The sequence below is a fragment of the Nostoc sp. CHAB 5836 genome (assembly GCF_020829445.1).
Taxonomy (GTDB): Bacteria; Cyanobacteriota; Cyanobacteriia; order Cyanobacteriales; family Nostocaceae; genus Nostoc.
The window spans coordinates 13961-27091 of record NZ_JAIVFV010000086.1; the positions used below are offsets into that span (position 1 = coordinate 13961).

At 42.7% G+C, this 13131-nt stretch carries 10 protein-coding genes; 5 read left to right on the top strand and 5 right to left on the bottom strand.

Features of this window, described 5'->3' with window-relative positions:
* Positions 1-183: 183 nt before the first annotated feature.
* Positions 184-1629: an MFS transporter gene (locus LC605_RS17970; RefSeq protein ID WP_229548876.1), complete on the bottom strand. Its 1446-nt coding sequence runs from the start codon at positions 1627-1629 to the stop codon at positions 184-186.
* Positions 1630-1765: 136 nt separating this feature from the next.
* Complete coding sequence (locus LC605_RS17975; RefSeq protein ID WP_229548877.1) at positions 1766-4351, bottom strand: adenylate/guanylate cyclase domain-containing protein; 2586 nt, start codon at positions 4349-4351, stop codon at positions 1766-1768.
* Positions 4352-4623: 272 nt separating this feature from the next.
* Here LC605_RS17975 and LC605_RS17980 point away from each other — a divergent pair, with 272 nt between their 5' ends.
* The 3 genes from LC605_RS17980 (at position 4624) to LC605_RS17990 (ending at position 9307) form a co-directional block, all read left to right on the top strand.
* Positions 4624-5601: an SDR family NAD(P)-dependent oxidoreductase gene (locus LC605_RS17980; protein WP_229548878.1), complete on the top strand. Its 978-nt coding sequence runs from the start codon at positions 4624-4626 to the stop codon at positions 5599-5601.
* A 315-nt stretch (positions 5602-5916) separates the two neighbouring features.
* Positions 5917-8262, top strand: a complete 2346-nt coding sequence (locus LC605_RS17985) for a cation:proton antiporter (RefSeq protein ID WP_229548879.1) — start codon at positions 5917-5919, stop codon at positions 8260-8262.
* A gap of 589 nt (positions 8263-8851) precedes the next feature.
* Complete coding sequence (locus LC605_RS17990; RefSeq protein WP_229548880.1) at positions 8852-9307, top strand: DUF29 domain-containing protein; 456 nt, start codon at positions 8852-8854, stop codon at positions 9305-9307.
* A gap of 213 nt (positions 9308-9520) precedes the next feature.
* Here LC605_RS17990 and LC605_RS17995 read toward each other — a convergent pair whose 3' ends face one another.
* Positions 9521-9739, bottom strand: coding sequence for an RNA chaperone Hfq (locus LC605_RS17995; RefSeq protein WP_229548887.1), 219 nt, complete (start codon positions 9737-9739; stop codon positions 9521-9523).
* A 180-nt stretch (positions 9740-9919) separates the two neighbouring features.
* Here LC605_RS17995 and dapF point away from each other — a divergent pair, with 180 nt between their 5' ends.
* Positions 9920-10783: a diaminopimelate epimerase gene (gene dapF / locus LC605_RS18000; protein ID WP_229548881.1), complete on the top strand. Its 864-nt coding sequence runs from the start codon at positions 9920-9922 to the stop codon at positions 10781-10783.
* A gap of 139 nt (positions 10784-10922) precedes the next feature.
* Here the strand turns inward: dapF and LC605_RS18005 are convergent, their stop codons facing one another.
* The gene (locus tag LC605_RS18005) at positions 10923-11321 is read right to left on the bottom strand and encodes a TIGR02588 family protein (RefSeq protein WP_229548882.1); all 399 of its coding nucleotides are present in this window, start codon (positions 11319-11321) and stop codon (positions 10923-10925) included.
* Positions 11318-12205: a TIGR02587 family membrane protein gene (locus LC605_RS18010; RefSeq protein WP_229548883.1), complete on the bottom strand. Its 888-nt coding sequence runs from the start codon at positions 12203-12205 to the stop codon at positions 11318-11320. Before LC605_RS18010 ends, LC605_RS18005 begins: the two co-directional genes overlap by 4 nt.
* Before the next feature lie 524 nt (positions 12206-12729).
* Between LC605_RS18010 and LC605_RS18015 the strand changes: the two genes are divergently transcribed.
* Positions 12730-12912: a CsbD family protein gene (locus LC605_RS18015; protein WP_229548884.1), complete on the top strand. Its 183-nt coding sequence runs from the start codon at positions 12730-12732 to the stop codon at positions 12910-12912.
* The last annotated feature ends 219 nt before the right edge of the window (positions 12913-13131 follow it).

Here is a 13131-nt window from a genome sequence, read left to right on the forward strand (position 1 = left end):
TGTCACAAAAAATAAAAGCTTTTAGTAGACATCTCCGAAAAAGAATTGTTTTGACGTAGCAGTGCTACGTCAAAACAAGGGTTCTGGGGAACGCATATTTAATTTCACCAAATGTCTAGTTTGTAGTAAGGGCTACCCTACGGGAACGCTCCGCGAACAGCCCTGGTTTTGAGGACTTTTAGCTTAACTACCCAAATCCTTTTTAACAATCAGTGGTACAAGTGAGGCTAATCGTAATATACCAGATACAACAAACACTTCCGTTATGCCAAAAGACCCAGCAAATTGAGCAATGAAGCCACCTATAGTTGCTCCTAAAGCGCCACTCGCCCCAGCAACAGCTGCTGCTGTGGCAAAATAGATAGACTGATTTTTTAGTGGTGCAATCTCTATCTGAAGATTGTTGTTACACAAGTCAACTCCTCCCCAACTACCCCCAATGAAAATGTGTAACAACGGCAACCATAGCCAGAGATCGAGAGGATTAGAACCCATCTTCAGCCACAGCCAGGGTATGACTGCAATTAGAATTCCAGTACAAATTAGAATTGGACGATTGCCTATTTTATCTGCTAATCTACCCCAGACGATGAGCATCAGCATATGTGCCCCTGCTCGCAGGCTGTTGTAGAAAGTTACCCAACTCACATCCAGGTTCAGCGTATCTAGCAAATAGAGGTTAAAAAACGGGGCACTCAGGTTAACAGCAAACGTCCATGAGCCGAAATAAAGCAGAAACACCAAAAAATTAGAGTTTTTCCAAATGCTGCTATCTATCTGGTTTTGAGGAGTTAGTATTTGCGGCAGAGAGATTGTTTCAGATATCTCACCAGATTTATTTGATGACGAGTCTGGCTGAATCTCACTTGTTTGAGATGAGTTAAGAGAATAAGTATTTTGTAATTGGGGATTTATGTCTACCTGGAAATACTGACACCCTAAGCTGACAATTCCAAAGATAATACCTAAAAACAAAATCACCCCATAACCTTGGATAGTCCCCCCGTACCAATGTGATACAGCTAGACCGGCTATTGGTAAACCGATCAACTCGGTTAAGTTGCCAAGGCTACTGCGTAACCCGAAATATCTACCTCGCAATTGCCGTGGGACTAACATTGCGATCCAACTCAACCACGATGCAGTTCCTAGTCCTCCTAAAAGATGGCTGCATATGAGAATCAAAAGTGACAATACTACTAATTGGTTGGAATTAAGCCCTTCTGCACCAAAGCTAACAATGCCAATTACTAAAATCAGCCACAGTAGCCGACCAATCCCATGAGTCCGAAGGGAATACTGAAAGCGGCTAGTGCTGCGTTCAGACAAGTAAGCACCCATCGGCTGAAAGAGATTCACCAACATGGGGATAGAACTTACCATGCCAAATATCACTGGACTGGCATTCAACTCCACCAAGAAATTACCTAGCAAAATTCCGCCAGTGCCAATAGAGAAAATTGCCGCGAATATACCATCGATAGTGGAAGCCCTCAAACTGGTGCGAATACCTTCTTTAGAAATACGAGGGCTGAGTGTTGAGATTGGAGATAGTGTTGTTGACGGTGAGGCAATCTGAGCAATATCTATAGAAAGAGGCGCAACTGTTTCAATTTGAGAAGAATCCATAAATCTAAGATTTGAGAAAATAAATTAGGACTTAGGCATCAGACATATGTACTATACTAAATTTGCGCTTTTGAGCCACGTCTAATACCATTTTGGATTTTAAATTTTAGATTTTGGATTGGGAATCTGTTAAGACTTATTTTTCCTGAAATGTCCAGACTCCTTCATCCCAATCGGAATCTGTTGGAGGTGATTGTAACCAATGCTGACAACGCAGGAGATGTAACATAGCAGCTTTATCATGTTTATCAGTTGCTAAAACTTTGGCAAACTCCGCTCTAGCACAAGAAAACTCGCGATTGAGGTAATACTCGCGCCCTTTATGATAGTGTTCAATCACTTGTAATTTTTCGCTTTCAATAGGATGGGAACGCAAACCCAGTAATTCATATATGGCTACTGGCTCATTTCTACCTTTGACACGAATGTAATCTAGTTCTCTAGCCCAAATATAATCTTGGCATGGTTTAAAAGTGTTATGGCTAATAATAATATCGCAACCATACTGTTTGCTGACACTTTCTAATCGGGAGCCAAGATTAACGCCATCGCCAATGGCGGTAAATTCCATCCGCTTACTAGAGCCAATATTCCCACTAATTACGGTATCAGAATTGATGCCAATACCGATGTTGATTCTCGGTTTATTATCTGCATAGCGACGTTGATTAAATTCGTGCAGACGATGGCGCATTTCTAGGGATGTTTGCACTGCCATCCAAGCGTGTTCTTCTAATGCTAAGGGTGAACCAAATACAGCCATGATGGCATCGCCGATGTATTTGTCAAGGGTGCCTTTATGTTTAAAGACTGCCTCCACCATTGATTCAAAATATTCATTGAGCATACTCACCACTTCTTCTGCTTCCAAGTTTTCGGTTAAAGTGGTGTAGCCGCGAATATCGGAAAATAAAATCGAAACTTCTTTGCGATCGCCTCCTAGTTTAGCGTCATCCAATTTCAGCAATTCTTCGGCTAATTCCTGAGTCATATAGCGGTACATTGTACTCTTGAGCCGCTTTTCATCACTGATGTCTTCCATTACCACCAACGCTCCACGGATTTGGTCTTGGTCGCTAGCATCAGCTATTGTGTTAATCGATAAATTAATACTGTGCTGTTCTATACCAGTGCTTAAAAGTGTGCGATCGGGGTAATATTGTTGGCGGTCTTTGAAGTCGGCTGCATGTAAAGCATCCTGATACCACTTGCTAAAGTCACCTTCTTTGATGGCGATCGCCTCAGTAACTAATTTCCCTTCTAACCGGTCTTCTGATTCCAACCCTAGCAAACGTTTGGCACTTTCATTGGCGGCGATAATTAACCCAGCTTTATCAGTGGAAACCACTCCATTGGAAAGACTGCGGAGAATATCCCGTTGCATTTGTTCTTGTTGCTTGACTGTGGCAAACAACTGGGCATTTTGCAGCGCTACTCCGGCTTGAATATTAAAAGCTTCCATGAACTCTTCATCATTGCGATCAAAGCTAGCTTGGAAGCAGTCGGGAGCTTTCGGCCAATCAGCTGGATTATAAGGTGGAAAATCTCCAGTTTTCTTTTTATTTACTAATTGGGTAACACCAATCAATTGTTGATCGACGTTAAATACTGGCATACAAAGCAAGCTACAGGTGCGATAGCCATTTTGCTGGTCGAGTTTTTTGGCGGTATCAGAGTCAGGATCGTAGTACAAATCAAAGGCAATATTCAATTTCTTGCCAGAAGCCGCTACTATACCCGCAAAGCCTTTACCTACGGGGACTCGCAACTCTTTGGTTGAACCATTATCCTGAGTGATTTTCGTCCACAATTCATGGCGATCGCGGTCTATTAACCATAGTGTACTGCGATCGGCATTCATCAGTTCCTTGGCTTCATCCATCACCCGTTTCAGGGTGTCTTCTAAGTCGAGACTACTTTGAGAGAGGGACTTAATTGCCTTCATCAGCGCCGCCACTGCTCTTTGTTTTTGGGTGGCGACATAAAAAGAGCGCGAAGATTCTAAAATCAGGCGAATCGAAGGGGCAAATTCTTGAAATAATTCTTCGTCAGCCCAGATAAAACCTTTGGTATCAATGCGCTCTGCAAGTAGAGCATGGGGATTATTCCCTGATCGGATTTTATTCAGTAATTGTACTACTGCAACTAATTGCCCATGTTCATTTAACAACGGTAAAGCCAGCATGGTATAGGTACGATAGCCAGTTCTTTTTTCTTGTTCTTGGGCAAAATGCGATCGCGGATCATTATAAAAATCAAAGGGAATATTAATAACTTGTTTGAAAGTGGCCACTTCCCCAGCAATGCCTTTATTTGCGGGGATGCGAATTTCTAAAGAGCGATCGCCCTCCGCCTCAGCTACAATTGACCAGAGTTCTTGTTTTTCTTCATCCAGTAAAAATATCGTCGTTCGGTCTGCCCCCAGTAATTCCCCGGTTTTTAGGGTAATGGAATGCAACATTTCTTGCAAGATGGTTTCAAAACCCTGAGAATCTAGCATTGACAGGGTTTGATGAACAATCTGTAATTTTTGCTCGACATCCTTAACGACTTGTTTAAAAGTATCCTGAGTCAAGGGAGCAAGAAACGTAGAAATAGTTCCTTCTCTTGTGGCAAGAGCACCCACAGGAGCAGAATTTGCTGGTAATTCGCGCTTTTCTTGGTTGTGAACACCAATAATCAAATCGGCGGTCTCCCCAAAACTTCCTTGATAGGCTGACATAACTGGTAACTTATTTATATAGCAGGATGAGATTTTAGATTTAACAATGAGATTAAATTTATGTAAGTGGTGTTAAAAGCAACAATTCCTTCACATTATCCATAGTTTAGTCGCTTGTTTAGCCAGCGTCATCTGGTGAATAAAGGCCCAAATTGATTACCAACAAGCATAGTTTGACCAGAACCCCTCCCCTCTGGTGGATACAGATGGTGAATAGGGGGTCAAACCCCTCATTGAAACCAGCAAACAACATTAGATACAAATAAGCGGTCATGAAACACCTTGAAGGTAAAGTGACATTAGTCACAGGTGCTACGCGGGGAATTGGTAGGGGAATTGCCATTGGACTTGGTGAAGCAGGTGCAACTGTGTACATCACGGGGCGCAGACTCAATAACTCTTCTAGTGATGCGGTTTTCGGGAGTCTTATTGAAACTCAATTAGCCATTGAGGAAGTCGGTGGTGTATGCATTCCCGTGCAAGTAGACCACAGCGACGATCAGCAGGTGCGTTTGCTTTTCGATCGCATTCAAGATGAGCAACATGGACAACTTGACCTACTGGTAAATAATGCTTACTCAGGAGTTCAGGCGTTAAGAGATGCATCTGGGCAGCCCTTTTGGGATTGTGAACCAAGTCTTTGGGATGCTAGTAATAATGTTGGTCTTCGTAGCCACTATGTTGCGAGTGTTTTTGCGGCTCGAATGATGAGTAAGCGTAACTCTGGACTAATTTGCACCATTTCCTCGTGGGGGGGAATGTCTTATCTTTTTAATACAGCATATGGTGTGGGTAAGGCAGGGTGCGATCGCCTGGCCGCTGATATGGCTGTGGAACTCAAGCCTTATAATGTCGCTTCTGTTTCAATTTGGCCAGGTATTGTTGGTACTGAGCTTTTTTCCCGTTTTGCTGCTGAAATTAATCAAACAAATACCACTGAAAAGAATTTCTCATTTATAAGCGATCGCTACAACTGGGAAACTCCCTTATTAACTGGACGAGTGATTGCTGCACTTGCTGGTGAACCAAATGTCATGGGCCGTACAGGACGTGTGCAGATTGTTGCCGAACTGGCTAAGAAATATCATCTTGTAGATGAAAATGGCGATCGGCCTGCATCGCTACGTTCTCTACGTTTTGTGCTGCCGGCTGTGTTACCTGTGCTGAGAAAGTATTCATGGCTGATACCTGATATTAAACTGCCGTGGTCACTGCTGTTATTGAATGTCCTCGGCTCGCCTAAAGTTTAATGCCCAATATCTCCCAATACGGTTCGGTTAATATCCCCCCGCCTAGGTTGACCCCCTTTTTAAGGCAATACGGTTCACAAAAGGGCTGAAACTCTTTTTTTTTACGAACCACAGAGGCGCAGAGAACACAGAGAGAAGAGAGAGAGAGAGAAAGAAAAGGAGGAAATGCTTAACTGAACTGTATTGGGAGAAGGACGCAAAGGACACAAAGAAAGAAGTTAGGAGAGTTTAGCGCAGCCTCGCAAAGAAATGGTATGAGATATATAAAACTTTGTATCCTGAGTTTAATAGGTCTTAATAGTTCTTTTAAAACTGGTGGAAGAAGATTTTAGGTTAATTGTTGATTTAGTTTTAGTTCTAGGCGTTGCAGCTTGTGGCGGATTATTGGCGGCACTTTTGCGACAACCCGTGCTGCTGGGGTATCTCATTGGTGGGATGATCATTGGGCCAGCCGGACTGGGACTCATTAAAGAAGTTATTCAAGTAGAGACTCTGGCACAGTTTGGGGTCGCCTTTTTGTTATTCGCCTTGGGTGTGGAATTTTCCTTTGCGGAACTCAAGAAGGTAAAAGCGATCGCTCTTGGTGGTGGTGGACTCCAAATTGCTTTGACCATTTTGGTGACAGTATTGGTATGTGGGTTAACCGGAGCTTGGGGAACTTTACCTGCCAAGGGGATGTTTTTGGGGTGTATTCTGTCCTTGTCTTCCACAGCCGTTGTCCTCAAGTGTTTGATGGAGCGCAACGAAACAGAAACGCCCCACGGACAAGTGATGCTAGGGATTTTGGTAGTACAGGACTTGGCACTGGGACTGATGTTAGCAGTCCTACCAGCCCTCAACCAACCAGCAGAAACCATTGGCATTGCTGTCCTAACAGCGCTATTGTGGATTGCTTTATTTGCGGCTGGGGCGATCGCTGCGGGAATTTGGTTGATACCGCCTTTGTTACGACTGCTGGCCGGTACTGAAAGCAAAGAACTATTTTTATTAGGTGTTGTAGCCCTATGTTTGGGCATTGCTTTATTAACAGAGCATTTGGGACTGTCCATTGAGATGGGGGCTTTTGTCGCGGGTTTGATGATTTCTGAGGTAGAGTACGCCGATCAAACCTTGACTTATGTCGAACCACTGCGAGATATTTTTGCCAGTTTATTTTTTGCTGCCATCGGGATGTTAATCGATCCAGTGTTTTTGTGGAACAACCTGGAATTGATTTTAGGGTTGGTAGCACTGGTTTTCGTCGGTAAATTTTTGATTATCACCCCCCTAGTAAAACTGTTCCGCTACCCTTTGAAAACAGCCATAATCGCCGGCTTGGGACTGGCGCAAATTGGGGAATTTTCCTTTGTTCTCGCTAGTGAAGGGCAATCTTTGGGGCTGGTGTCGCGACAAATATACTTGTTAATTTTGGGAACCACCGCAGTCACTCTCATCCTTACTCCCTTTGTCCTGCGGTTAGTGCCATTTTTATTTAACTTTGCCGAATCAATGCCTTGGTTGAAACCGTATTTAGAAGAACAAGAGGCGCGGGATGTGTCGGAAGATTTGCCCTTCAAAGACCATGTGGTAGTCTGCGGCTATGGGCGAGTGGGCAAAAACTTGGTAAAGTTGTTGCTGCAACACGACCTACCTGTGGTAGTGATCGACCAATCAGAGAGTAGAATTCAGCAGTTACGTGAGGCTGGGGTGTCTTATGTCTATGGTAATTGCGTGAGTTTACACGTTTTGGAAACCGCCGGCGTGAATCATGCCAAAGGAATGGCGATCGCACTTCCAGACCCCATGAGTACTCGTCTTTGCTTGAAACGCGCTTTGGAATTGTGCCCAGAATTAGATTTGGTTGTCCGTGCTACCCAGGATAAAAATATTGAAGTGCTGTATCAACTAGGAGCTAGGGAAGTGGTGCAACCAGAGTTTGAAGCCAGCTTAGAAATGGCAACTCATTTATTAACTGGCTTAGGCTTGTTGTCGCCAGCTGTCGTCCAACGAGAAATGCAGCAAATCCGCAATGATCATTATTTAGATTTACGTCCAGAGCGTTCTGCAACTGAAGTAGCCCGCGATTTGCGCCAAGCAACCCGCGATTTAAATCAGCGCTGGTATGCTCTCCCATCTGCTTCGCCTTTAATTGGTATGACCATAGAAGAAGCAGATATGCGCTACTTAACAGGAGCGAGTTTGATGGCAATTCGCCGCGCCAACGGCGATGAAATCGATTATCCCAATAATCAAACCAAATTGGCAGAAGGCGATCGCTTGCTGGTAGTGGGGGCAGATGAAGAACTGGCGGCTTTAGCAGAATTTGCTCAGGGACAAGCTGCTGTTCCCGGAGAAAATAGTGCTTGCCAATGGGTTACAGTTAAGGCAGATGCGCCAACCCTGGGTAAAACCCTTGCAGATTTAGATATCGGCAAGCAATATGGAGTACAGGTACAGGCGATCCGACGAGATGGGAAGTTTATCCGCTATCCTGATGGCGGTATGGATTTGCGAGCTGGCGACCAAGTTTTGTTATGTGGTGGCTTGACAGGTCTGAGTCAACTAGAACAGTTATTTGCGATCGCTAATAAAGTACCCCTTTCTATCCCAGTGGTGAAAGCTGCTGAGGCAGAAGCGCTCAAAGAGTTTCTGCCTGCGGATAATGTGACGGAGTGTAATTGAGACTTTCTATTGCACTCGGAAAAAGTTACAGTGCGATCGCTAGCAATAAGTAAGTCGGCGTAAATAAAGCTAACTGGTGAAAGCTGTCATTTGTTCTTTGTCATTTGTCATTTGTCATTTGTCATTTGTCATTTGTCATTGGTAAAGATTTCAGGTGTATTTACTTTTCGTAATATAGCTCTGTTTTTTTCACCGACTTACTTACTTGTAAATAAGTAAGTCGGCAAGAATAAATCAAACTATGTTACGAAACGTAAATACACCTTAAACCCTTACAAATGACGAAGGACAAGTGACAAATACTTCGACTTACCTCGGCTTCGCGGTTCCTGAGTTTACGGTGAGCGCAGTCGAACTGCGTAGTCGAAGGACGGCACAAGTCGCTCAGTACAAGTGACAGCCTTAGCCAGTTAGCTTTATTTGCGTCGCTCTACTTAGTGATCGCATTTGACTGTAGTTTATCCAAGAGCGATCGCACACCTGAAGAGCCATATCTCCTAAATTTTGGGTTTCAACGAGAGGCGCGATCGCTCATAAATAATGTCTTAATATAATGTAATCATATCCTATCGAGTTAGGAGAACTTTTCATGCTAACCACTGATGCAAATAAAGCATTATATGAACAAGATTTTTATTTGTGGATACAAACCACTGTTAAACTGTTGCGAGAAAGAAATCTAGAACAATTGGATATTGATAATTTGATTGAAGAAATCGACAGCATGGGTCGGAGTGAAAAGAAAGAATTAAAAACTCGATTAGTAGTGTTAATTGAGCATTTGTTAAAACTGCAATTTTGGATTGCAGAAAAAGATTATAATGCCAGAGGTTGGCGTCAGACCGTTGTTGATCAACGAAGACAAATCTTATATACTCTTGCCGATAGCCCTAGTTTGAAATTTATTTTCAATGATATATTTGTAGACTGTTATACAGATGCTAGAAAGGATACCATTAGAAAATATCAACTCTCCTCTGAACTATTTCCCGAACAGCCACCCTTTTCTCTAGAACAGGTTCTAAACGCAGATTTCATACCCTAAATTATAGTACAAAATTTAGTTTAAATGTGCGATGGCCTATGCTGTAGGGTGGGCATTTCCCAAAAAAGTGCGATCGCTGGAAATACTTGTAATTTACTACTTAAGTATATAGCGATCGCAGTCCAACAATAAAAGGGTTCCCAGGCAACTAATGCCAAAGAGTAATTTCATTTCTCAACCAAAGTGATGAGTTGTAATTTTTCTGCTTCACTCCTAACTTGTTTTCGGTTTAATATAAGCGATCGCTTGTTTCCAAACAGTGGTTTGCTGACTGTTTTCATCAGCAATACAGATACAGTGTGGATCTTGCCATAAAACCTTTCCTGTGATTACATCGCCACTCAGTAGCTTTAACTCTACTGGCGTTGTTTGTTTAATCAGGTTTTGGACTTGTCTAATACTAGGCAAAGTGGTGTCAAATTCGGTAATCATAGTCATTAGTTATTAGTCATTGGTCATTGGTCACTTGTACTGAGCGACTTGTGCCGAGCGAAGTCGAGGTAAGTCGAAGTATTGGTCATTGGTCATTGGTCATTGGTCATTCACAAATGACAAAGGACAACTGACTAATGACAAACAACAAAACACAAATATAAGTTATTGATTTTGGAAATGGCAATGGAATTTACTAAGTATCATGGTCTAGGCAACGACTTTATTCTCATTGACAATCGCTCGTCATCTTTGCCTGTAGTGACTCCAGAGCAAGCCATCAAGTTGTGCGATCGCCATTTTGGCATCGGTGCTGATGGTGTAATTTTTGCCCTACCTGGAGAAAACGGCACGGACTACACCATGCGGATTTTTAATTGCGATGGTTCAGAACCAGAAATGTGTGGCAATGGCATTCGCTGTTTAGCTGGCTTTTTAGCAGACTTAGAAGGCGAATCCCGAAATCAAGACTCATATCGGATTCATACTTTGGGTGGTGTAATGACTCCCCAACTCTTATCTGATGGTCAAGTTAAAGTAGATATGGGTTTACCCAGATTACTGGCTAGCGAAATTCCTACCACTCTTGCACCCGCTCAAGAAAAAGTCATTTCTCAGCCGTTAGAGGTGGCGGGGCAAATTTGGGATGTCACCTGTGTAAATATGGGAAATCCTCACTGCATTACCTTTGTGGAAGATGTCGCAGCAATTGAGCTAGAAAGTATAGGGCCAAAATTTGAGCATCACCCAGTTTTTCCCCAACGCATAAATACCGAATTTATGCAAGTGGTGCGCCGTGACTATTTAAAAATGCGGGTGTGGGAACGGGGTGCTGGGATTACATTAGCTTGTGGGACTGGTGCTTGTGCTTCTTTGGTGGCTGGAGTATTGACTGGGAAGTGCGATCGCGCTGCCACTGTAGAGTTACCAGGGGGCCCCTTACAAATTGAATGGTCAGAAGTAGACCAACGGGTTTACATGACAGGCCCGGCTGAGAAGGTATTCACTGGGAAACTTTCAGAAGTGCTAATTCCTGAATCCTAAGTAGACATCTCCGAAAAAGAATGTAGAGACGTAGCACTGCTACGTCTCTACAAGGGTTCTGGGTAACGCATATTTAATTTCTGGAGATGTTTACTTTATAAATGGTCTCTAAATATCTGAAAAATGCTGTAAATCTTACCTATGGCAATTTATAGCTACCAACACGCAGATTTAACTGACCTTGGCGAGGGTTATGGCTAAATATAAATGCGCCTTCTTCACTTTCGCCACTAGATAAAAAGTCGATTTGTTGTTCCCCTGTTTCTGTAACTTTGCCGTTAATTAGTAACTCAGCCATAATTTGAACTGACTCAGCTGTATCTCCTCCACTATTGACAACTTCAAAGGGAACATAAAATTGTCTATCAATTTCCCGAATTGTTTCTTTTTTGGTAACAGAAAGAATGGGAGGTTGATTTTTTTCATTGAGCCAAGTGTATCCTACTAGGCTGACAATGATTGCTAGGATAATTGAGGCGACACTGAATGTTACCCACTGAGCTATTGAGCGCTCTGATTCCTGTTCTGTTTTAGTCATATTGCTAATCTTCCGGCTGCACCGCCGATAGTTGCAGGTAATCCCAGTATCAGCGTGTGATCTAACCACATTGTCCAAGGGTCGCTAAAAGTTAACTTTTGAAAGAACCACAGCATAAAAGCGCTTGCTAGCAGTGACACTAGGTAGGATATAATGGTTTCGCTCGACGGTCGTTGAAAAATTCCTTTTTGCTGTTTGCGCTTTTGCTGGTCAGAAAAGCCTGCCTCAAATACAATGCCATAAGATATCAGCAAAGATGTGGCAATCATTGCCAACTGCCAAGGTGGTGAGGCTGCGGCTGCAAGCATAGGAATTTCGTCTGTTGGAGCGATGTTAAATGCAATTATGGTTGCACCAATTAGGGTTCCACCCACATCGGCGAAGGTGGCGTGTAACTCATCCCCTTTTTTCTTGGTTGTGTTGCTTACCTGATCGGTTGCTTGTTCTTCTGCATTGCTGTTTCTAGTATCTCCCAAAAGCTGGTTGGCTAACGCTACGCCGAGAGTGAAGGGTACACTTTCAAAGATGATCTTGCCTAAAGATTCCTTTAGGGACGTTTCTGGCGTCAATTCTCGCAATAGTAGCAGCACGAAGGCAGAGCAAGCAAGTCCGATGGCGATCGCTTCTACGGTATCCATTGCGGCTTGATGAGTTAGCCAGTTAGATGTGCGTTTCCGAAAGCCTTCTGTCTGATTAAGCAAGTAAACCACAATAAACATCAATGCGATCGCCATCATCATCAGTTGTGGTTTTGCTAGTGATCCAATCCACCAAACCTCCATTGTATACAGTAAAGGTATGCCAAATAAAAAACCTCCACAAGCACCCCGAATGATGTCATTAATCTCACTTATCCATAGCTTTTTTTGACGTTTTGTTGGCACTCCTTGACTTTCCTTCTATTGAAAATTTGCTTGGATTTATTTATTTTATGATATCTTTATATTGTTTTAGGTTGCGTTGTCTTGTAAGTAAGTTGGCGCGAAAAAATCAAAGTATATTACGAAACGTAAATAGACTTAAAATCTTTACTAATCACCAATTGACAAAGGACAGCTTTAGCCAGTTAGCTTTAACGAACTTTGGGGGTTTAAGTCAAGAGCTTCTATCAAGCAGCGCGAATTGAACGCCTAAATCTAAATCCCCGGACGCTCTCTACGAGACGCTCTGCGCGTTCGCAGACTCGCTACCGCTACGCTAACACAAAACTTAATTACGAATTACGAATTACGAATTACGAATTACGAATTACGAATTATTTTAATCGTGCCGACCTACTTAGCACCAGGCATCTATCTTAAGATGATATAATTTACCAAGTTATTCTATCGATTGATAGAAGTAACAAACAATACACAATGTTACCTTATCTGATAGCTTAATCAACTACAAGCTGGGAATAAAAACCATGAGTGCCGAAAAAAGAGTAGAAGCTACTGCAAAAAATATTGAAGGAAAAATTCAAGAGGTTGTAGGTCAAATAACAGGTAATCCACAAGATAAAGCTGAAGGACAAGCAAAGCAAGCTGAAGCCCAAGTTACTCACACTGTAGAAAATATTAAAGACGAACTTAAGAAAGCTTTAGAGTAATTTCGCTTTTCCACCAAGGATTTTGGGCTTAACCCGGATTCCTCACAACCTTGAGGGGAACAAGGGGGAGAGGGGCAGAGGGGAAAGAACTTGGTATTAGAAAACTTTAAACAAAATCTATTCAGATATAGCCAATAAATGGCTATAATCTCTACTGAGAGCAGTAAGAAGCTACCTCAGACTGATTAAGAAGACCTTAATCAATAAAAAAAGTAATCC

What these genes read in the sequence shown, in the direction of transcription:
- LC605_RS17970 (WP_229548876.1), bottom strand. Translation starts at nt 1,629, where the DNA reads ATGGATTCTTCTCAAATTGAAACAGTTGCGCCTCTTTCTATAGATATT.
- LC605_RS17975 (WP_229548877.1), bottom strand. Translation starts at nt 4,351, where the DNA reads ATGTCAGCCTATCAAGGAAGTTTTGGGGAGACCGCCGATTTGATTATT.
- LC605_RS17980 (WP_229548878.1), top strand. Translation starts at nt 4,624, where the DNA reads ATGAAACACCTTGAAGGTAAAGTGACATTAGTCACAGGTGCTACGCGG.
- LC605_RS17990 (WP_229548880.1), top strand. Translation starts at nt 8,852, where the DNA reads ATGCTAACCACTGATGCAAATAAAGCATTATATGAACAAGATTTTTAT.
- LC605_RS17995 (WP_229548887.1), bottom strand. Translation starts at nt 9,739, where the DNA reads ATGATTACCGAATTTGACACCACTTTGCCTAGTATTAGACAAGTCCAA.
- dapF (WP_229548881.1), top strand. Translation starts at nt 9,920, where the DNA reads ATGGCAATGGAATTTACTAAGTATCATGGTCTAGGCAACGACTTTATT.
- LC605_RS18005 (WP_229548882.1), bottom strand. Translation starts at nt 11,321, where the DNA reads ATGACTAAAACAGAACAGGAATCAGAGCGCTCAATAGCTCAGTGGGTA.
- LC605_RS18015 (WP_229548884.1), top strand. Translation starts at nt 12,730, where the DNA reads ATGAGTGCCGAAAAAAGAGTAGAAGCTACTGCAAAAAATATTGAAGGA.